The organism is Kocuria arenosa (genome assembly GCF_042879215.1).
In the GTDB taxonomy this organism is placed as follows: Bacteria; Actinomycetota; Actinomycetes; order Actinomycetales; family Micrococcaceae; genus Kocuria; species Kocuria arenosa.
The window spans coordinates 40,314-61,098 of record NZ_JBHZTA010000005.1 but is presented as its reverse complement, the minus strand read 5'-3'; the positions used below and the strand labels follow the sequence as shown (position 1 = coordinate 61,098).

Annotated in this window: 20 protein-coding genes; all 20 read left to right on the top strand. The window is 60.9% G+C overall.

What is annotated here, in order from left to right; translation table 11 throughout:
- Positions 1-54: 54 nt before the first annotated feature.
- The 20 genes from ACFYE3_RS10055 (at position 55) to ACFYE3_RS09960 (ending at position 20,780) form a co-directional block, all read left to right on the top strand.
- Positions 55-354, top strand: a complete 300-nt coding sequence (locus ACFYE3_RS10055) for a hypothetical protein (protein ID WP_387608639.1) — start codon at positions 55-57, stop codon at positions 352-354.
- A 3-nt stretch (positions 355-357) separates the two neighbouring features.
- On the top strand, positions 358-825 hold the full coding sequence (locus ACFYE3_RS10050) for a phage tail tube protein (protein WP_387608637.1): 468 nt from the start codon (positions 358-360) through the stop codon (positions 823-825).
- 3 nt (positions 826-828) lie between these two features.
- Positions 829-1,314, top strand: a complete 486-nt coding sequence (locus tag ACFYE3_RS10045) for a hypothetical protein (RefSeq protein ID WP_387608635.1) — start codon at positions 829-831, stop codon at positions 1,312-1,314.
- A gap of 334 nt (positions 1,315-1,648) precedes the next feature.
- Positions 1,649-5,656: a phage tail tape measure protein gene (locus ACFYE3_RS10040; protein WP_387608633.1), complete on the top strand. Its 4,008-nt coding sequence runs from the start codon at positions 1,649-1,651 to the stop codon at positions 5,654-5,656.
- On the top strand, positions 5,653-6,414 hold the full coding sequence (locus tag ACFYE3_RS10035) for a hypothetical protein (RefSeq protein WP_387608630.1): 762 nt from the start codon (positions 5,653-5,655) through the stop codon (positions 6,412-6,414). The genes ACFYE3_RS10040 and ACFYE3_RS10035 overlap by 4 nt, the downstream gene beginning before the upstream one ends.
- Entirely contained in the window at positions 6,411-7,988 is a 1,578-nt protein-coding gene (locus ACFYE3_RS10030) for a hypothetical protein (RefSeq protein WP_387608628.1), read from the top strand. The genes ACFYE3_RS10035 and ACFYE3_RS10030 overlap by 4 nt, the downstream gene beginning before the upstream one ends.
- Entirely contained in the window at positions 7,985-10,714 is a 2,730-nt protein-coding gene (locus ACFYE3_RS10025; RefSeq protein ID WP_387608625.1) for a fibronectin type III domain-containing protein, read from the top strand. The genes ACFYE3_RS10030 and ACFYE3_RS10025 overlap by 4 nt, the downstream gene beginning before the upstream one ends.
- On the top strand, positions 10,711-10,923 hold the full coding sequence (locus ACFYE3_RS10020) for a hypothetical protein (protein ID WP_387608624.1): 213 nt from the start codon (positions 10,711-10,713) through the stop codon (positions 10,921-10,923). Before ACFYE3_RS10025 ends, ACFYE3_RS10020 begins: the two co-directional genes overlap by 4 nt.
- 427 nt (positions 10,924-11,350) lie before the next feature.
- The gene (locus ACFYE3_RS10015) at positions 11,351-11,782 is read left to right on the top strand and encodes a hypothetical protein (RefSeq protein WP_387608622.1); all 432 of its coding nucleotides are present in this window, start codon (positions 11,351-11,353) and stop codon (positions 11,780-11,782) included.
- Positions 11,783-11,790: 8 nt separating this feature from the next.
- On the top strand, positions 11,791-12,141 hold the full coding sequence (locus ACFYE3_RS10010; RefSeq protein WP_387608620.1) for a response regulator: 351 nt from the start codon (positions 11,791-11,793) through the stop codon (positions 12,139-12,141).
- Positions 12,128-12,646 carry a hypothetical protein gene (locus ACFYE3_RS10005; protein ID WP_387608617.1) on the top strand — a complete coding sequence of 173 codons (519 nt, stop codon included), beginning with the start codon at positions 12,128-12,130 and terminating at the stop codon, positions 12,644-12,646. Before ACFYE3_RS10010 ends, ACFYE3_RS10005 begins: the two co-directional genes overlap by 14 nt.
- Before the next feature lie 12 nt (positions 12,647-12,658).
- A complete protein-coding gene (locus ACFYE3_RS10000; RefSeq protein ID WP_387608614.1) occupies positions 12,659-12,868 on the top strand; it encodes a hypothetical protein in 210 nt (69 codons plus the stop codon).
- A 261-nt stretch (positions 12,869-13,129) separates the two neighbouring features.
- Entirely contained in the window at positions 13,130-16,345 is a 3,216-nt protein-coding gene (locus tag ACFYE3_RS09995) for an AAA family ATPase (RefSeq protein ID WP_387608611.1), read from the top strand.
- Positions 16,346-16,359: 14 nt separating this feature from the next.
- Positions 16,360-16,785 (top strand): hypothetical protein, encoded by a 426-nt coding sequence (locus ACFYE3_RS09990; RefSeq protein WP_387608608.1) that lies wholly within the window; start codon positions 16,360-16,362, stop codon positions 16,783-16,785.
- A 2-nt stretch (positions 16,786-16,787) separates the two neighbouring features.
- Complete coding sequence (locus ACFYE3_RS09985; RefSeq protein WP_387608605.1) at positions 16,788-17,090, top strand: hypothetical protein; 303 nt, start codon at positions 16,788-16,790, stop codon at positions 17,088-17,090.
- Complete coding sequence (locus ACFYE3_RS09980; protein ID WP_387608602.1) at positions 17,087-17,389, top strand: hypothetical protein; 303 nt, start codon at positions 17,087-17,089, stop codon at positions 17,387-17,389. The genes ACFYE3_RS09985 and ACFYE3_RS09980 overlap by 4 nt, the downstream gene beginning before the upstream one ends.
- Before the next feature lie 142 nt (positions 17,390-17,531).
- Complete coding sequence (locus ACFYE3_RS09975; protein ID WP_387608600.1) at positions 17,532-17,918, top strand: hypothetical protein; 387 nt, start codon at positions 17,532-17,534, stop codon at positions 17,916-17,918.
- 18 nt (positions 17,919-17,936) lie between these two features.
- Positions 17,937-18,173: a hypothetical protein gene (locus ACFYE3_RS09970; protein WP_387608598.1), complete on the top strand. Its 237-nt coding sequence runs from the start codon at positions 17,937-17,939 to the stop codon at positions 18,171-18,173.
- 111 nt (positions 18,174-18,284) lie between these two features.
- Positions 18,285-20,204: a type IV secretory system conjugative DNA transfer family protein gene (locus tag ACFYE3_RS09965; protein ID WP_387608597.1), complete on the top strand. Its 1,920-nt coding sequence runs from the start codon at positions 18,285-18,287 to the stop codon at positions 20,202-20,204.
- 6 nt (positions 20,205-20,210) lie between these two features.
- The gene (locus ACFYE3_RS09960) at positions 20,211-20,780 is read left to right on the top strand and encodes an RDD family protein (protein WP_387608594.1); all 570 of its coding nucleotides are present in this window, start codon (positions 20,211-20,213) and stop codon (positions 20,778-20,780) included.
- Positions 20,781-20,785: the final 5 nt, after the last annotated feature.

The following is a 20,785-nucleotide window of genomic DNA, read 5'->3' as shown; positions in this document are numbered from 1 at the left end:
CTCCGCGCCTTGCTTGGGCCGCTACTGGCGAGACACCTGCAAGGTCTTAGGGGGATGGTCAATTTGGCCGAGATGATTCACATAAGCCACGAAGGCTCAAAAGCCCTCGGAAGCTGCACGCGCAAAGCGTTCGACATGGTTTGGAAGCACAAGGGCTGGAAAGAAGTCCCTGCTGCCACCGCTCTCGCTGGCGAGATCCTTGGTAAGCCCGTCTCTTCGCTCGATAACCTCGACGAAAACGAGCTGAAGATCGTCGCTGCACAAGACGGAGTCACCTTCGACGACAAGGTCAAGAAGGCCGATCTCGTCAAGATTCTGTCCGAGTCCCCCGCAACTACTCAAGAGGGGGCATAAGCCATGGCACGCGGTATTCAGCGCGGCAACATCAAGATCCTGTTCTGCCCGGCAGTCGCGAACGTTCACGCACCGACCGCCGCAGAACTCACAGCAGGAACCGACATCACGGGCGATGTGGGCGAGCTGGACGGCTGGACCTTCAACAGCACCCAGATCGACACGCCAGACATGGCGACCCGTCAGACCAAAAAGATCCCTGGTCCTGACGAAGCAGCCGACTCGTCTTTCACCCTCTACGAGGACGACACCACCAACCCTCTCCGCTCTCTCTTGGAGAAAGACGTTGTGGGCTTCGTCGTCTTCACCGGCTTGAAGGGACTCACCACCGCTGGTTCAGCGGTCGATGTGTTCCCTGTCCAAGTCTCGGGTAACAACCGCCTCTACTCTGCCGGCAACGAAGCCGCACGCTTCCGTGTGCAGTTCTCGATCGACGACGAAGTAGGCGTGGACGCAACTGTGGCTGCCTAGTTCATGGCTCCTAACGTCTCCCGCCTGAACAAGCTCAGCCAGAAGAAGCCGAACGTTGCCACTGCGCGGCTCATCCTTGAACCCTCCCTCCTGCGTGCTCTTGAAGAGGCGAAGGGGTCGGGCAATGACGAGCAGGTAGCGGAACTGGAAGCCCAGGTGGAAGAAGCCACCGTGACTTTCGCATTCCGCTCTATCGGTCGTCCAGCGATGAACGCACTCATGGACGAGCACCCGCCCGTTGACGTCGACAGGGCCAAAGCTAAGCGGCTCCATGTAGATTTCGGCGACCTCACCTGGGGCCAGTCATTCGAACCGGCATTGCTGGCGGCGTGCTTGATCCCTGAAGAGGGCGAAGAGCCCCTTACGGTCGAGGACTTCGAAGCTCTCTACAAGTCGGACAACTGGACTGCGCCAGAGCTGGACACCTTGTTCATCACGGCGTTGAGCGTCAACAGCTCTAACTCGATCGAGGCCCTGGGAAAAGGATAAGGAGCGACGCCCGACTCCGGGCGGAGCTCGCCTACTGCGTCCCTCGCGGTATCCCTCACAGCGTCTTTCTCGGGTGGGAAGAGGCAGATCAAGACAAAGCAATCGCTTGGCAGATCGAAGAATCGAAGCAGTGCTCGCACTGTGGCACCCGCCCTGACGACTGGATAGACCCGAACACTGGCCGTGACTACTCGCCGCCGCCGTTCATGGTCGAATCCCGCCGATGTGTTGGGTGCCAACGACTCGACGAAGAGCGCCAAGAAGCAAGCAAGAACGATGCGGGGGCAGGTCTCCAACTGACCTTCGTCCCCTGGCGTGACACTGGGGTAGACGAGTGACGGTCTTCAAGAACATCGAAGTCGAGGTGTCGACAAAGAATCTCGGCAAGTTCAAGGCCGAGATCAAAGAGGCACGCGACGAGGTCAAGAACCTCGGGACCAACAGCACCAAGGCGTCCCAGGAGACCAAGAAGAGCTTCAATGTCCTGGAGCAGTCCACGGCTGGCTACGGCAAGTCCATCCAGAGCGCCGATCAGCTCCGCGAGCAGGCCGCCAAGAGAGCCGAAGCCGCACTCAAGAACGAATCCAAGCTCCGCGCCGAGCTGACCAAGGGTGTCGGCGGTGGGGCTGCTGCCACTGACATGGCTGTGCTCTACAAGCAGAGCCTCCGCGCCGCTGACGGCTACCAGCAACAAGAAACGAAGCTCAGCCGTCTCCGTGACACTCTCGGTGGCACCGGCCGGAACCTCGACGACTTCAAGCAGAAGACTCACCAGTCCCTCAAGACGATGGTCGCCGCAGCCGGTGGCATGGATGCCCTCGGCACTGCGGGCGTCGTCGGTACAGCTGCCCTGGTCGGTGGGATGGGCTTTGCCACGAGCAAGATGATGACCTTCGAGGCCGTCATGAGCGAGGTTGGCGCCGTCTCAAACGCGACAGCCGACGAACTCAAGCAGCTCTCAGACGCAGCCCTCAAGGCCGGCCAATCGACAGTCTTCACGGCCACGGAAGCCGCCAAGGGACAGGCGGAGCTTGCCAAGGCAGGTATCAGCGTCAAGGACATTCTTGGCGGTGGCCTGAAGGGTGTCCTCGACCTCGCGGCTGCCGGTCAGATCAGCGTGGCCGAGGCCGCCGAAACGGCAGCTTCTGCAATGACCGTCTTCGGCCTCAAGGGCAAAGACGTCACCCATATCGCCAACCTCCTGGCTGGTGGTGCCAATGCCGCCCAGGGTGGCGTGCACGACTTCGCTTTGGCCCTCAATCAGTCGGCTCTTGTCGCTCGCCAGTTCGGCCTCAACATCGACGAGACAGTCACGGGCCTTACCCTCTTCGCCCGCTCAGGCTTTCTTGGCTCCGATGCCGGTACGTCGCTCAAGCAGATGTTCCTACAGCTCGCATCGCCCTCCAAAGAAGCGTCGGCGATCATGAAGCAGTACGGGATCAACGTCTACGACGCCAATGGGAAGTTCGTCGGGTTCACCAAGACGGCAGAACTGCTCAAGACTCAGCTGTCCGGCTTGGACGAGCAGACCCGAAACCACGCCCTGTCTACGATCTTCGGTTCTGACGCAATCCGCGTGGCGAACCTGATGATGCGCGAGGGCGAAGCTGGCATCAAGAAGATGAGCGACACGCTCAACAACCAAGCCTCCGCAGCCGAGCTGGCAGCCAAGAAGATGGACAACCTCAAGGGAGATGTTGAGCAACTCAAGGGCGCGCTCGAAACCGCTCTGATCAAGACCGGCCAGTCCACCAACGGCATTCTCCGGGGCCTGACAAGCACCACGACTGATCTCGTCACTGGCATGACCGAACTTCCCGGTCCGGTTAAAGCAGCTGGCGCAGCCGTGGGCGGGCTCGCGCTGGCAACGACGGTTGCTGTGGCCGTGGCAGGCACCGCCATCCCGCGGTACAAGGCACTCCAGGGTGCGCTCAGCGGCGTCACTATCGGCTCGGTCAACGCTGGCTCGGCTCTCGGGACCTTCACCAAGGGCCTCGGCCTCGCCACTGTTGCCATCGGCGCGGGAATGCTGATCTACTCCGCCTACGCGGCGAGCCAAGCCCGAGCACGCAGTGAGGTCGAGGGGTTGACCACGGCCATCCTCGCCCAACGTGACGGTACGGCAGGTGCCATCGAGGAACAGATCCTCAAAGAGCTTGCAGACAACAAGGCACTGTCCACGCTTCAAAAGCTCGGCGTGAACCAACGCGACGTCAACGACGCGATCCTTGGCAACGCCGATGCGTCTCAGCGGGTATATGACCAGATCGTCAAGGCGAATCCCAAGATCCTGGAGCATGAACAGTCTCAACGGTTGCTCAAGAACGCACTTCTGGGAAACCGGGACGCAGCAAGCCAGTTTCTTGAAGTCCAAAACGCCACGAAGAACAGCATCGACGGGTTCAAGACAGAGCAGGCCGTCCGCGAGATCGCCAAGATGCGCGGTCAGTTCTCCGAGGCTGCAACGGCAGCTCGCGACCAGAACAAGGCTCAGTCAGAGCTCAAGGAGTCGTCCCCCGAAGCGTCTGCAGCCCTGGAGGGCATTGGTGGCGCAGCTAAAGGCGCAGCCAAGGGTGTCCGAGAACTCACGGACCAAGAGAAGGAACTGGTCGACGCCATAGCCGCGTTCGGCTCCCCTGCTTCTGCCTTCCGTGACGCTATGTCCCTCGCTCAGGAGTCGGCTCGCGATGCAGCGCAGGCGGCCGCAGACTCCCAACGGGATCTCCAGTCGGGCCAGAAGAAGGCGCTCAGCGAGCAGAACAAGGCAGCGCGTGACGCGATTCGGGATAGGCAGAAGTCAGATCTCGACGCCCTACAAGCTCGGAAAGCTGATCTCGCAAGCAACGCTAAGGGTCAACGCGATTCCATCAACGACGAAATCTCGGCGCTCAAAGACCGCCAGCAGGCAGAGCTCAGCACCTTCGATTCCCAGAAGGAGACCTACGAAGCGGGCAAGGCCACCGTTGCCGACTACGCCAGCTCCGTCACTGTCTCGCTCCAGGGTTACATCGACCAGCTCAAGAAGCAGAACGATGCCGAAGAGGAGTGGATGCAGAATCTGAACACGATCGCCACGCGCTTCGGTTCAGACATCGCCACCCAGCTCGCAAAACTTGGACCCGAAGCAGCTGTTCTCGTTCAGCAGTTCGCAGCCAGCACTTCCGTCGAAGGACAGAAGGCGGTCGAGCAGATTCGCCGCAGTCTGAACCTCACCCAAGCGGGGGCCGATCAGGCCACCTATTGGCGCATTATCGAAGAGAAGTCGCGACAGGGCGCAGACGCCACGGCCAAGTCCATTGCTGGCGCCCTCCAGATGCGCGTTGCAGAAGTCGAAGGCATCGCAGCCAAGTACGGCTTGGCGCTGAAAGGCGCAGCGGCCGGCGTCGGCGTGCTTTACGGGCCCCCTGGCATCAACGCAGACGGCACTTTCAAGCCGATCGAGTCCACCAGGCGACCTCCTGCCAAGACGTTCGCAGACGGCGGCGTTGAGGACCACAGTGCACAGATCGCCCCAGCAGGAGCGTGGCGTGTCTTTGCCGAGCCTGAGACTGGTGGCGAGGCCTACATCCCACTGGCTGGATCCAAACGGCAACGCTCGATGGCGATCCTCGAACAGGTGGCCGTCGATCACTTCGGAATGGACCGCGCAGCTTTCGCCATTGCCAAGGGTGCTCGCACCTTCGCAAGCGGCGGCATCCTCTCCAAGATCCCCAAGCCCCCGTACTTGGACGAAAAGAAGGTCGTCGAAGTCATGGCAGGCAAGACCATGGACGACTCGTACAAGGCAGTGATCCGGGACGCCGAGGCCATCCTTGCCAACGCCGCTGCGGGGCCAGTGGGCGACGGAGCCGTGGGCCAAGGCTGGAAGGCTGTCACGTCATTGCTGGCGAGCAGGGGCGTGCCCCACACCGTCACCTCCACGACTGGCGGACGCCACGCGGCCAACTCCTACCACTACAAGGGCAAGGCCGTCGATCTCGTCAGCAGCAACATGATGAGCATCTTCAACGCCCTTCTCGGCGTGGCCGGCAACCTCTCCGAGCTGTTCTACACACCAGCCGGATTCAGCATCAAGAACGGCAAAAGGGTCCCACCCATCGCGGCGGCAGGGCACTACAACCACGTCCATGCAGCCACTTACGACCAGGGCGGTGACCTCAAGCCCGGCTGGACCATGGCCTACAACGGCACGGGTCAGACCGAGCACATCATGACCAACGCCCAGATCGATCGCCTCGAGCGCGCAATCCGCGACAACGCCCGACCCAGCGCCAAGGTCATCATCGACGGCTCCGTATCTCCGCATGAAACGGCCCGCCAGGTGGCAAGGAGGTTCGGATGAGCTCGCTACCCGTTCGGCTGCTGTCGCTGAACATGAACCGCACCCCCGACCTCGACGGGGACCGATTCATCGTCACCGACTTCGAAGGGCTCGACTCCGCGACCGTGGACTACAGCGCCACGGACAACTACGGCGACGGCGAACTGCTCAGCCGCCTACGCCTCGGACCCCGAGAGATGAATATCAAGGGCGTGGCGTGGTCGCCACGAAACGAGGATCACGGCATCTGGCGAGTCCGGCAGAAGCTGTCAGCCGTCTTCGCATCGTTGGTCAGAAAACCGGCATGGGTCTACATCGACACTCACGCGCCAGGCGTACCGGTTCAGCTCCAGGTGCGCGTCGGCGGTGAGCTCCACCTGCCCACGCCCAAAGCTCACAACGTCCAAGAGTTCGAGTTCCCCATCCGCGCAGCCGATCCGCGTAAGTACGGCCAGCTCGAGCGGAACCAAACCATCGGCGGAACCGCGACGGTCACGAACTTCGGCGATTACCCCACCTACGTCAAAGCTGTTCTCCAGCAGACCGCCAATCTCCCGTTCCTCACGAACAACAGCGACGGCGGCAAGCGCATGCTCTACTCCTTCCATGGCGTCCCGGCTGGTGCTTACTTCGACTTCGCGAAGAAGGAGACAGGCGACTCCACCGGCCCGAGGGAATTGGGCAAGCGATCACATCAATGGTGGGAGCTGTTGCCTGGTCCGAACAACATCACCACCCAAGGCATCTGGCGACTCACCTGGCGGGACGCCTACGCATGACCAGTCCCCACTTCGAGATTCAGTCGTGCGACCGCTTTGGCGGCAACGTCTACTCCCACCCACAAGCCAAGGGCATGGACCCGGCCAGTGACGTGCTCAGTGCCCCTGGCAGCTTTCGGTTCTCCGTGCCGGTCAGCGACCCCCAGGCAAGGCGGCTCCGCCCCGGCGCACGTGAGGTGCTGGTGTGGATGGGCGAGAAAACGGTTTGGGAAGGCCGAGTGGTCTTCCGTCGCCTCTCGGATGACCTGACACGCTACGAGATCGACTGCGAAGGCCTCCTCAGCTACTTCGAACATCGCGTCTTCGGTAAGGCTGGCCGGACGAACCTTCTGGTGAACGGCAGCTTTGACACCGGCAATCTGCAAGGGTGGCAGGCCGAGGGCGTGACGGCGAATGTCGTTACCGAGTGGGGCGCCAAGCCTGGGCAGAAGTACCAGGCCAACCTCTGGCAAGCCGTCCCCGGAGTGGACACCTTCCTCCGCCAGACAATCACGGTCAGTGGTGGGCACCTTCTCACTCTCTCCGCGTGGTTCCACCTTCGTGGAGACGCCGAATGGGCTGGGCCTGCCCTTGATGGGCGCGGTCTATACGTTGAGCGGCGCACCCCTGACGGCAGCACTGTGGAAGACAGTCAGTATTTCGCCATCACCGACGAGACCCGCCGCGGTGTGTTCGAGCGAGCCACGCTGACGATCGACACACCACCAGGGCGCAACTCGATCCTTGACGTTCGCCTGTATGCCCCGGCCTTCGTAAATCCGAACCCCACTCCCCCGCGACCTCCGGGCGGGATCATCTGGGATCAGGTGTCAGTGACCGCCATGGAGTCGTCCTCGTGGTCGCATGCCGACATGGCCACGATCATCAACGGCATCGTGGCCCATGCCCAAGACCCCGCCTACGGCAAGTCCAACCTCAACATCACCCCCAACGCCGCACCAACAGGCGTCTACCTCGACCGTGCGTATCAGCACGCGGAGCACGACGAGATTCTCGATGCCCTGACGGAGTTCCCGGACGCCGGCCTCTGCGACATTCAGGTCCGCAGCACGAACCATGGCGCAAGTCGCTTCCTCGACATCCACTACCCCAAGCGCGGCGTCGACCGCACGGCCACCTACACCTTCGAACTCGACGCTGAAGGCGGCATTAGAAAGCTGGTCAGCCTTGAAGAAGACGGCACCAAGATCAAGAACGCCATCATCATGCAGGGCGAAGGCTCCGGACCCGAGCGCGACGAAGCCAGCGCTGTCGACACATCGAAGACTGACGGAATCGTTTACGAAGCAGTCGAGCAGTCAGACGTAGGCGCCAATCACGACCTGCTCCCCAGCCTCGCAGCAGAAGCCGTAGCGCGAAACCTCAAGGCTCCGCTCGTGCCCCAGGTTGCTCTTGATCTCAGCTGGGCCGGCAAGCTCAACGTAGGCGATTGGGTGTCGGTATACCTGGACATCAACGGCATCAACGACGACGCGGGTTCTGATTCCTCCAACATCTACGTGAAGTGCCGCATCGTGGAGCTGGCCTATGACGTCGAGAACGACCTACTTCTCGTGACCTTCAACGACTCATGACCGACCGCCACCACCTTCCACGCGACCTCAGCCGACGCCTTACCCGCATCGAGAAAAAGGTCGACGGCAGGGATAGATCCGGCGTGGTGTCGGGTATCCAGATCCTCCCCAACGGCATGCCGTACTTCCCTCGAGGCTTCGAACTCGGCGGCGGCGGCATGGTCCGCGTCATGGAGCCACCGAACGTGCCGGGGCCATCGGGCCTGGAACTGTCGTGGGGCTCCAACTTCGACACGATCTATCTCGATGCCAGTTGGCAATCGCCATCGGGCTACGGCTCCGATCAAATCGGCTCGATCATCGTCGAATGGGTAAAGGTCGGCGAGGCCACCCCCTCGCAGACAACAGTCGATCGTGTGCTCGATCAGGTCCGAGTCCAACCGCTGGAGCCCAACACCACCTATCGCGTCTCGGTTTTCGCGCAAACAACGAACGGCCGCACGTCCTTGCCTGCGACGGGCACGATCATGACCGGCGCAGACACGACGGCACCAGGGCCAGTGACCTTCCCCGCCAACGCAGTCAGCTCGGCGGTGCAGGCGCTGACCATCAAGTGGAACGCCAACCCCGAACGGGACGTGATCAACGGCGCTGGCCAGTACCGAGTCCGCGTCTCTACCAACTCGAACCTCTCCAGCCCCGTCCAAGACGTCAAGGTCGGGGCGCCGCATGGCTACATTGGGGGCCTGGCCGCAGGCGTGGATTACCACGTCGGCGTCTCAGCCATCGACTCTTCCGGTAACGAGGGCATCATCGGCCGGCCCAGTGGTGGACCGTGGCGAACAGGTCAGCTCGTGGACGCCGACATCGCCCTGGCCCTCGGCGGCGGGAACATCGTCAAGGACTCCGGCTTTGAGTCGGGCGTGCTCGGAGACATCTGGCCCACATCAATGGGCGTCATCGCTCCCACGGGCGGGCGGGGGCTATTCGGCCAGAAAGCCCTCTGGTTCAGCGGAACAGGTGACGCGGCTGCGATCCAGGATCTCGTACTGACACCTGGGAAATGGACGCTTAGCACTTGGGCGAAGGCGTCCGGTGTAGCTCGTCCCGCAGGTTCCAATGCGGCAGGCGTAGTCATCTCCACCACCACGGTGAGCGGGACTGTCGTTCATGGTGAAGCATTTGTCTTCGGCCGCGGCACCTTCGATTGGCAACGTGGATCCATAACAGTCACAGTCACTGGCGGCAACGCCGTCGTCCGCCTACGGCTGTCCAGAGGACACTTTGGAATCGCCACAGGCAACGCCTGGTTCGATGACGTACAAGCCGAGGCCGGGTCCCTTACTGCCTACGCACCCCGCGCTGACGAGCTCCTGCCGGGATCGGTCACATCCACGACGATCGCAGACGACGCGATCACCACTCCGAAGCTCGCGGCGCTGAGCATCACGGCAGGCAAGATCGCGGCCAACGCCATCGGAACAGATCAGCTAGCCGCTCGGTCAATCACCTCAGGCAAGATCGCTACCGACACCATCACGGCCAACGAGCTGGCCGCTAACTCCGTCACCGCAACGCAGCTGGCAGCAAGCTCGGTCACGGCCAACGCCATTGCCGCGAACTCGATCACCACGACCAAGTTGGCAGCCAACACCATCACTGCCGACAAGCTGGCCGTGAACATGGCCCTTACGGTCGGCAAGGTCATCCAGTCAGCGAACTACGTTGCCGGCGCTACGGGTTGGCGCATTGGCGGCGACGGGAACGCCGAATTCTCCAACATCATCATCCGAGGATCTACCTGGGCGGGCGGCTCCATCAACATCGCCAACCGCCTTGTGGCGTCAGCAGGAGACCCCAGCGTCCACCTTTCGGCCAACGTCGAAATGGGCGGCGGCTACTCGGGGACGCTCTACTCGGGGGATCTCAACTGGGGCTTCCAGGTTGGCAACAACAACGTGGGCGGGTACTGGTCACACGTTCGCGCGCACCTGACCGGCGGCAACTACGTCGGCTTCTACGACACGAACCGCAACCAACCCTGCTTCTATCTCGACGCCAAACTCGATGCAATTCACGCGGGTCCGTACGGGGCACTCATTGCCGAGAAGAGGAACCAGTCTGGAGGCTTCGACCAGGTTGGGCTCATCATCCGCAACGGTGGTGTGCTCCCCAACTCTGACGGCTCCCAGGCCGGTCTCTCCTTCCAGGTCGGCGAGTTCGGTGTGGCCACCACTCTGAAAGTTGTAGGTCCGGCTGGCGATGCGGTCGAGGTCCGCAATGCGAACGACACCGCGTTCTCGCCTATCAAAGCAAGTGCCTTCCTCGTGAACTCAGCCCTGTCCTCCAAGAAGGACGTGCGCGATCTCGACGACTCCGCTCTCCAAAGCGTGTTGAGGCTGAACGCGGTGCGCTTCAAGCGACCCCCATCGTCAGTCTGCTCGTGGTGTGAAGACACCGGAAAAGTCACGATCGAAGAGACGAAATCGGCGGCACGCAAGAATGCGCCCGAACACGCGATCGGCGACGACTGCCCTGTCTGCAAGGGCAAGTCAGGCGGTCCACGCCGCACGAGGGCCGCGAGAGAATATCAAGATTCTGATTTCATTGGACTAATAGCTGGGGAAGCTGCAAGCGAAGTTCCCGAAGTGGCCTCATGGAGAGAGACAGATAAGGGAATCGAAGCAGACGCTATCGATTACTCCGCCGTTGTGGCTCTCCTGGTCAAAGCAACCCAGATAGTCGAATCGCGAGTGACCGCACTGGAGAAAAAGAAGGCCAAATGACAACCCAGAGCGAGAACCCCACTCCTGAGGAAGCACCGGCCATCACCCCTCCGGTGAACTACGGTCGCCGCCTCGCACGCCTGGAGGCGCTGTACTCCCAAGCCATGGTCGACATCGTGGCCAAGGACGCTTACCTCGAGGACTGCCGCGAGCACATCGCAACTCTTGAAGCCCAGGTGGCTGAGGTCAAGGGCAACTCCAATGGCTGACCCACTACACGGCGTAGTCCTCTCTGTGGCTCGCCGGGTGCGGTGGGTCCAAGCGATGATGTCCCTCGATCCTCGGCGCCGGGGCAGAGTGCCCTGGATCGAGGCGGGCCAACGGAGCCTAGAAAGGCAATGGGACTTCTGGAACGACCGACAACGTTGGAACGCGGCTCTCAAAAAGGCGAACGGTGATGTCGAGAAGGCCAAGAAGATCGCACCCTTCGCGCCTCTTGCCGCATGGCCAGGGACAAGCAACCACGGCAAAGTCATTAACGGCGTTCTCCAACCCTCCCGAGCGGTTGACCTCGGGTGCGATTGGCGAGACAACGCTCTACGGGCCGAATACTTCGCAAAGGCAGGACTACACACACCCGTCAAAGGTGAACCTTGGCACGCGGAAGAAAAGCCCGGAGCAGGGCAGGTGCCCTCAATGCCAAAAGACAAGATCCAAGAAGTGAAAGAGGCAGCAGAGATGTCCGGAAACCCCATGGTCGCACTCGTTGCCACGCCCACCGGCGAAGGCTATTTCATGCTCTTGCGTGACGGTGCTGTTCTCACTTTTGGAGACGCGCAGTTCTACGGCTCGGCAGGTGGCGAAGCGATTGAGAACGCACCATTCACGGACATGGCAGTTCACCCATCAGGTGAAGGGTATTGGCTTGTCGGTACCGATGGTGGGGTGTTCTCCTTCGGCGCAGTGACCTTCTTCGGTTCGATTGTCGACCTGAAACTCGCCGCCCCTATTCGTTCGATCACTTCGACGGCAACAGGCCTCGGTTATTGGCTTGGGGCTGAGGACGGCGGAGTGTTCGCATTTGGCGATGCTCAGTTCTATGGCGCCGGTGTGGAGCACACGAAGTAGTTATGCGTGTGCTGATCGTCGAAGATGCAAAAGAAGTGGCGCAACTTATCGCGCTCATTATCGCTCCTCACGTCGCCCAGGTGACGTTGCGTGTGGAGCGCTTTGACGACCTCGTTAACGAAACCGACTGGAACAACATCGACGTGATCATCTGCGACCGCCGACTAAGCCGCACCGTAGATGGGTGCGACATCTTGGCCCAAGTAGAGCAGGACCATCCAGAGGTGGGTCGCATTTTGCTCACTGCCGATACGACGGCTCCTTTTGATGAATGCCACGCCGACAAAGTGCTCTCTAAGCCAATCTCAGTGGACAGACTGACAGACGCAATAGCGCAGGTGTCCGGTGCCAGAAAGTAATCCTGAATTGATCGAGGTACGCATATCGAACCTTGAGCAAACCTTCGCCAGCAAAATCACGATGTTGGAGCAGAAGGTAGATAGTGCCACCAAAGCCACTGAACAGGGCTTCGAGTATCTAGGCAAACTTTTGGATCAGCGTTTCGCGCAGGCGGATCAAAAGGCGGAACACACATCCCGCGAAACTCGGCAATCAATCGAGTTCCTAACCGAGCAACTCAAGGCCACGATGCTGGATCAGTCCGCGACAGCCACAAAGGTCTCGTTTATCGAAACTGACGTAACTCGCCACGCCGCCAGCATCAAGTACATCCAAGAGGAGCTAGAGCACAAGGCACTGGCTAAAGATGTGGCCGACTTGGAAAAGGACGTCGATAAGCGGGCAGCGGCGAAGGAGCTTGAAGAACTCCGCGAGAACATTCAGTGGCACTACCGAGCTTTCGCAGGTGCTCTCATTGCCTCCATCGTCGGCGGCGCCATTGCCATCAGTCAGTTCGTCAACTAAGGAGATATGCCCATGCTCAAGTCAATAGCCCCATACCGGAAGGCCATCGTGGCGGCTGTAGTCGCCGGCCTCACCGCCCTCTATGCAGCCCTGCAGGATGACATGGTGACGGCAGCCGAGTGGACCTTCGTAGCCATTGCAACCCTCGGTGGCGGCGGTACTACCTACGTTGTCCCCAACACCCCAGCACCGTCCACAGCAAGGCATATCGACGACCTCTAGGCCCTGTAGTCCTGCCCTTCCGTAGTACCTGCCCTGGCGTCTCCCGCCAGGGCATTTGCTGTTCTGGGACCCTCTGGGACTCTCTGGGACCGACCGTGCCCACAGCGCCCCACAGCAGCATGCCGCAGGCATGCTGCGTCTAGTGCCTTCCTCTATCTCCCTTCCCTCATTAGTCGCTAGTGGAAGCGCTGACCTGCACTCTCCAGCAGGCTGAGATCCACGGAACTAGCATCACGGGATCTTCAGGGAAGGAGGGCCACGATGTTCACAACTCACAAAGTTTCATCCTCTGGCTCTCATGCTTTTGCGGAGTACCTGAAGGAACAGGAAGACCTCACTGCGGCTTACTACGGCGGGGAAGAGAACGCCCGCGGGATCCTCTTTGAGCGCATTCAGGGCACCGGAGCCGAGCATCTAGGTATCACAGAAGGCGTCACCCGGCAGCAGTGGCACGACCTCGCAAACGGCCGTTGGGACGGTAAGCAGCTCTGTCAGATGTCCTATCAGCCCGACTGGGAGACTGACGAGAACGGGAAGATCCTCAAGGACGCCAAGGGCAACAAGATCGCCAAGCGGGACGAGAACGGCAAGCAGATCAATCACGCCCACCGCTGGGGATTCATCGACGGCACCTTCTCAGCGCCGAAGTCCGTCATGGAATACGCGATAGCCACCACCCCTGATGCACGCGCCCAGATCATCGCTGAATGGGACGCTGCGTGCGCTGAGGGAATCAAGGCAATCGAGGAACGCGCTTATCTCGTACGTCGCACCATCAAGGGCGAGTACAACGAGAAGACGAAGCAGCAGGGTTCCAAAACCGAACGTGTGCGCGGGGCGAAGATCATCGTCATGCCCGCCACCCAGCTCGCGGCTCGCCACACCATTTCGACTTTGGAACGAGGGGCAGCCCCCGATCCCCACCTACACACTCACCACGCTATCTCCACAATGGCGTTCCTCCCTGACGACACTCACCCTGATGGAATGCGCCCGCTCACCATCGACGAAGCAAGTCTGAAGCGTTTTGCAGAGGAAGCCGATGCCGTAGTCATGGGCGACTTTGCTCGCCGCCTGGAAAGCATGGGCATCCCGATCAACTATGACTCCTTCGAGGAATCTCGACGAGGCAAAGTCTCTTGGCGGATTGCTGGAATCGACAAAGCAGCAGAGCGTTTCCACAGCTCCAACACCGCGCGCCGCGACCAGCTCGTCAAGGAGTTCGAAGCCGACTACAAGCGGCCTCCGACTCGAGCGGAACTCGACAATCTTCTGCGCGTTAGCCGCGTCAAGAAGTCAAAGAGTAAATCGGACGTAGAGGCCGACAAGCGTGGTGCTTGGGACCGCTGGAAGGCCGACCTTCGGGCGCATGGCTTCAAGGTAGAACCGCGCTGGCCTGGTAAACCCATCGAGCGAGCCAGTGAGCTAGAGCGCAAGAAGGTCCTGCACGAACGCCTCTTCGACCTGAAGCCAGTGCATGGCCCGAGCTCGGAGTTTGATTTCACCACGTCGGGCCTAAAGGGCCTGTGCCGTGACAACTCGGTGTTTACCGAAGACCAAATCATGGCCTCGATTCAACGCTGCGCCGTGGGTCTCGGCTTTACCCAGGACGAACTCAAGAGCATCGAGAAGGAAGTACGGCAGGAGATCGTTATGGTCCGCGATGCAAGCGATGTGCGGTTCCGGTACTTCACAACCAACGCCCAAGTGACCAAGGAACGTCGGCTCCTGCGGGCTATGGAATCCAAGGCCCGCCAGAGCGTTCCCGCTCCCAATTCAGCCATCCTTAACCGCATCTTCGATAGCCAGCAATTCAGCCTCGACCCCCAACAGAGGGAGGCTGTAAACGCTGCGTCTAAGTCGGCGTGGACCCACATCAGCGGCTACGCCGGTTCAGGCAAGACCGCGGCGCTCAAGACCCTGCGCGAAAGCCTTGAAGCGGGGAACCTCATCGACAACACCATCGTTGTTTCCACCGCTGCAGCTACCGCACAACGCAGTGGGGAGAAGGTAGGAGCAAGCGTTTTTGGGTCGGTGGAATCCATTGAGCGCCAGGTGAAGCAGGACAAGCTCGCCTTCACGGATCGAACTCTCGTCATCATCGACGAAGCCGCCATGATGGACACCGATCACCTCGACCGCCTCATGGTGGCTGCTAAGGGCAAGGGGCGCTTTGTCCTCGTTGGCGACGACAAGCAGCTAACCCCCATCGGCCCCGCCGGCTGGTACGAGCACAGCGTCAAGAGCTACGGCCAGACAGAGCTTCGTAAGGTGCGCCGTCAGCGTGATCCCGAAGATGTTCATACCTACAACCTCCTGCGCGTTGGGCACATCAATGAAGCTCGTGAGGCCGTTCAGCGCCTACATGACAAGGGCCGCGTTCACGTCACCGACGACGCCGGAGAACGTCAGCTCAAGGTGTTCGAGGACTACTGCCAGTTCCGTGACACCAAGATCAACCCAGAGACCGGCAAGCCCCTCACCGCCGATGACATCCGCATCATCGTGGAGACCTCCAACACCGACGTAGACACCTTCAACCGCATGGTGCAGTACGACCGCAAGCAACGTGGTGAGATCAGCCCTCACGGCGTCACGGTCAATGACGAGGAATCCGGCCGTAGCTGGAACCTTCACAAGAACGACTCGATCATGTTCCTTCGCTCCTATGCCCCGAGCGTGAAGGGCCAAGCCCCGGTCCGTAACGGCACGACAGGGCACATCCTCGACATCAACCATGAGCAAGGATTCAGCTACGTGAAGCTCGAGGACAAGCGCATCATCCGTGTACCCCTCCGTGAGCACGAGAAGAACCAGCCCTTTGGCCCGAGCTACGCGCAGTCCGCCCATAAGATTCAGGGCGCCGAATGCGAGGTCACTCAGATCCTTCCCGGCACAGACCACACCGCTACGGCGAACAGCTCCTACAGCCAGAACACTCGTGCCAAGGCTGAGAGCCACATCTACCTCGACCATGAGACCCACGGCGACAACCCCTACGAGACGGTGGCCGAATCCTGGGCACAACGGGTAGACAAGCGCATGTCCCTCACCTGGCTACGTCACGAATCCAAGGGCACCCCGGTCGAGCCTTCTGCCAAGGAACGCGAGCAGGCCGCAGAGCGCCAGAAGATCGCCCAAGACCGCAACAGGGAACTGCGAGAGCAACGCAACGAGAGCGTGCGTCACCGCGCAATGGAACAAGCACAAGACTTCTCCGAAGCAGATCTCGGTTCGCGCACAACCCTGCGCGAACGTCTACGCCTCGCCAAGTCCAAGGCCCCCGAGCCGTCCAGGTCCGTCCAGGTCCGTCCAGATACGTCCACAGAACAAGAGCAGCAACCCCTCATCCGCACAGGAGGGTCGCTGCGTGAACGACTCATTCAGCCCGATAGCCCGGAGCCGGACGTCAAGGAAACTCCGATCCTGCGCGAGAGGGGCCGTGGCCTTGAGCGTGACAACGACCAATCGATATAGGAAGGACCAAGGCGATGAACTCGCACCGCCAGGCCGTCTGGGAGCTTTACCAAGCCCGTAGCTCCGGCGACCCTGAGCACCTCGAAATGGCCGAAGGCCAAGTCGACCGAATCATCGAAGCGGGCCAGGCCCGGCAACTGTTCTCCATCGGATGCAACGCCGAGCAGTCCGATACCAAAGATCCTGTTTGGAACGACATTTATCAAGACCTCGACCGGGCAGCCCGCGTGGAAGGTATGCGCGAGCGACCTGCTGAAGAGCTGCACGACACCATCACCGACGCCAACGAGCGACTTCGTAGAGGCGGCGACCAGGCAGAGTTCAACGACGCGATCCAAGAGCGCAACGCGGCGGTCCTGGTCATGCGCGAACGTGCCGACGCCGACCGGGAGCAGTTCCTCAAGCCCCGGACGCGCGAGTACGGCGGGCTCGGGCTGTAGCCATGTTGCATCATCCGCTCGAGGAACCACAGCAACCCTTCACCGCGGACGACTTCGACGCCTGCCTAGAACGCGCTGACCGCTTCGCACATCTGCAGCGCAATGCGCGCCTCGATCTCGCCCGCACCCTCAGCCCCGACGAGCTGCGCCAGGAGATCCGCACAGCAGGCGAGATGATGCACGCCCGGATCGACGCCGGCCACTACCTGGAAGCCAAGGAGCGGCGCAACGCAGCCATTCAGGCGCTCTCCGAGTGGGAACTGCCGGTGAGAAGCAGAGAACGAGACGGAGGCATGGAGCTATGAGCAGCGAGCAGGAGCCGACCACCGAGGGCCATTACCTTCACCAGCGTCACGTCTCCCCCGGAGGCTTCGAGCTGGAAGGCGGCTCTTTCAGCAAGTACGGCACTGCCGACGATGCGCTAAAGGAACGAGCCAGGCGGTTTCGGGACAACAAGACGGAGTTCACTCGCGACGGCAACGTGCTCTCCTTCGTTGACCACGACGGCTCAGCGGTAACTTTGACCTACGGGGATTCGGACACGGAAGTGGAGCAATATCTCAGGCCCAGAGAGCGCGAGCAGGACAACGGTCTTGACCTCTAAGAATTGCCCAACAAAACAAAAGTTGGGCGGTAGCGGAATCCCCTGGTCTTACCGTCAGGGGATTCTTGCTGTCTGCATGAAGTTGCAACGCTGTAATTACATTTCTGGCTAAATGTCTGACGGTGAGCGTATTATGCGTCTCATGGAACAGGAATATGAGGCACCGCTAGACCAGACGTGGGACGTTCCTGGTCAAGATCCCGGCAATACCATCTGGATTGCGTGGAACCCTGCTCTCGGCGGTTACTACGTGCGCGTCGTGCCACCCGAAGGTGATGCGTACGACATCTTCGCCAAGTACGCCAATGACGAGGACATTCCGGAGTGGGAGCGTCCTTATGCAAAAGACGAGCCATTCACGGATGTGCCCACTCTGATACTTCGTACCCTCTCGACTATCGACTGGGACGAAGTGAGCCCTCAGCTTGTCCGTGAGCTGGAAGCAGCACCTCGCCTTGCATGGACTTCCGCCAAGCACTCGGATCGTCGCGCCGCTCAGGTTGCCGCGTACCTCGGCAGGGTGGCGTAAAGGCTAGGCTGCCCGGCCATGGAACTCACATTTGAAGACATCCTCAAAGAGCGTCACCCAGGCGTCCAAGATCTCTACCGCTTTTTCGCTTGGGACCACCTGCCCGAGCACTTGCAAAAGACGAGTCAAGTAATGCAAGCCGCCGCTGCGGACATGATCCATGACCTGCCGGACGGTCCCGAACTCACAGCAGGACTGCGCAAGCTCCTTGAGGCCAAGGACTGCTTCGTGCGCGCGGCTCTTCCAAAGGGCTAGCTAAAGCACATCTCCTCATTAGTCACTGCCGGAAGCTCTCCCATCTCTTCTTGGTCACGCTAAAAGCGTGCCGCTGACTACAGCGGTTACTGACTAGAGGAGATGGGCAACGTGGGTAAGCACGTAGCACCGAAGAAGTCCAAGCACCCGATCCTGAAGTTCGCCGCTGGAGCGGTCCTGGCCTCCATGAAGCCGCCCAAGCCCAGCAAGGCGGAGATCAGGCGCGAGAGGAGCCAGCAGAAGAACCAGCCCCCGCCGAGGTCGGGAAACAGCTTCGGCGGCAAGTACGAGCGGTGGCGCAACGAGATCAGCCCCAGGCCCGAGCCGGAACCGGGCGTCCCGCTCTACGTCCACGTTGCCCGTCATCCCAACCCGCTCGGCGTCCTGCACTATCTCAAGTGCGGCTACCCGCACTCCCAGCCCATCGGCATCGACCGCTGGGACCAGATGATCTATAGCAAGCCCGAGACCACCGTCGTGGGCATCGGTCCTGCTCGTGCGCTCGGCGGCAAGTCCGCATCCCTTTCAATGCCTGCCCTCTTTGAGCACAACGGCCCTGCGGTGGTGGTGTCGGAGCGCAGCGATGCGTTCATAGCCTCGGCAGCTATTCGGTCCATGTTCGGAGAGGTCTGCGTGCTCGACGTGGACGACCTCGACATGTTCCCCGGCGCTGAGGAGATCAGGTGGTCGTTGCTCGTCATGGCCCACATCCTGGACTTCTCCCTCATCACCTGTCGCGCCTTCGTCAAGACCTCGCTCACGGTGGCGTCTAACGAGTCTCACGCGCAGGAGATGGCGCACTTCTCCGGCCTGGCTGGGTCGATGCTTGCAGTGTTCTGCTACTGGGCGAACCTCAACGGCAAGTCATTCCGCGAGGTTCACCGCATCGTCACCATCGGCACGACAGCAGAGTTCAACCGTGTGCTCGCTGACTTGAAGAAGTTGGATGACAAGCGAGCCTTCGAGCTGCTGTTCGGCATCCTCGATCAGCCTGGTGATCGAGAGCTCGGTTCGATCAAGACCACACTGACCAACGCTCTCGGTGCCTACCAGACCGAGGCGGCGCGCAAGTCCTCTGACTCTCCCAATCTCGACGTGTTCGACTTCGTGTGGGCTGACCCGAAGAAGCCAAACCCCTGGCTCTGGCACACCACCCCCGAGCACGCTGGATTCGGAGAGGGCAAGACGCTCTACATCATCACTGGTGGCAACCCCGATGCAGCGACGATCACCGTGGCGATCATCAGCCAGATCATCAAGGCGCGTCACCAGCTCTACCGGGAGGACGAGAAGGCCGGCAACCCCAACGCCCATTCCGATGTGCTGTTTGTACTCGACGAGATGGCGAACACTCCTCTGCCGGATCTGCCCCGACTCCTGGCAATGCCGGGGCGGGGCTGCTTGTTCAACGGCCAGTTGCAGGACTTCGCGCAGCTTAAGAAATGGGGGGATGCGGGAGAGACGATGCTGACGCAGATGCAGCAGCTCATCTTGTTCCGTGGCGTGACGAGCGAGAAGTTGCAGTTCCTGGAAACCCTGTCTCCGACCGATCCGCTCGAGCGCATCACCTCACACAACCCCGGCCAGGGCACCATGCTCACGGCCAACGCATCACCCGAGCGCCTGCCTGGTCTGCCCGTTCACCGCCTCTACAGCGGCATCAACGACGACCCCACGGTGGTGACGTACTTCGGGCCTGACGGGGCTACGCCGGACTGGATTCACATCCGCCCGTACTACTCCGATCCCGTTCTCCTCTTCGCCCAGGTCGCCAGCATCGGGCAGATGGCGGCGCTGCTGGACCAAGACGACTCGCGGCGCATCCTTCCCCTGCCGAACCTCGACCACGATGGCACCGGGCGCGCGCTGCTCAAGGCAGGCGGGCCGGATCTGCTCAAGAGGTGGCGCGCTGCTGTTCAGGCGTGGCCCCCTGCCAACCCCTATGAGGCAGACGAGGCCGAGGCCATCGTTGCTCAGCCCTACGAGGACACCACCAACCCGTACGACGTTGCTGCACCGGAAGCGGAGTGAACAGCCATGAGTTTCTACCAGCCCATCAACGTCCCTCCGCAGAGCGCGCCTGGCACCATCGTCCTCCACGGCAACGGGCACTACCGCGGGGAACGTCTTGCCTCCGTGCCTCACCGCATCCTCGCCCTGGCCGTGGACCTGCTTCTCGTCTACATCGTGTGGAAGGTCTTTGACCTCATCATCCCGGAGTCCTGGCGCACCCTCGATGAGATTGCTGACTTCCTCGGGTTCTGTGTGGCTCTGGGGGTCGCTTTGGCGAACTTCGTGTGGCTGCAGTCCAAGACCGGTCAGAGCGTCGGCAAGATGCTGTTCGGCATGGTTGTGGTGCACCCCTTCGTTGATCCCCGCGACCTGGAGCGCACCTTCTACGCCTACCCGTCCATGTGGTTGATGGCAGGTCGCACGATGATCCACTACGCGGCTGACCTGTTCTTCCTTGTCGGACTGCTATTCATGGCAAAAAGCCAGCGTAGAGAATCGATCGCGGACTGGTGCTGCAATACCATTGTTTTACGGCCAGTCAACTTGGAGGCCGTCACAATCCAGCGGGGCGTCACTGGCGCTCGGGACAGGTAGGTCGA